This window comes from Ectothiorhodospira sp. 9100 (genome assembly GCF_022227565.1).
In the GTDB taxonomy this organism is placed as follows: domain Bacteria; phylum Pseudomonadota; class Gammaproteobacteria; order Ectothiorhodospirales; family Ectothiorhodospiraceae; genus Ectothiorhodospira; species Ectothiorhodospira marina.
In genome coordinates this window covers 1-335 of sequence record NZ_JAJNAN010000159.1, presented here as the reverse complement: position 1 = coordinate 335, position 335 = coordinate 1, and the positions used below count along the sequence as shown (strand labels likewise).

Below are 335 nucleotides of genomic sequence, written 5' to 3'. Positions count from 1 at the left end.
CGCCCCTCGCCAGACGGGGAAGACCACCACACTGCTGGCGATGATGCTGGCGATCAATGCACAGGGCCGTTATGCCTGTGCCTATGCCAATATCGAGGTGGCCCAGGGCGGCGCGTGGGGACGAGCAAAAGGGGATCCTGGCCGTCTGCGATGCCCTGGTCAATTCCATCCAGCTCTACCTGAAGGATGATCACCTGTCCCAATGGTATGATGGCCGGCGCAAGGACATCTCTCCCCAGAATCTGCTCACACAGGTCCTTCAACACTGGGCTCAACACGCAGGTTGCCCCACGGTGCTGTTCCTGGACGAAGTGGATGCCCTGGTGGGCAACACG

1 pseudogene is annotated in these 335 nt (G+C 60.9%); it reads left to right on the top strand.

Annotated features, from left to right (window positions below):
• Window positions 1-83: 83 nt before the first annotated feature.
• A pseudogene (locus tag LPW29_RS15435) lies at window positions 84-335 on the top strand (ATP-binding protein); the annotation flags it as partial.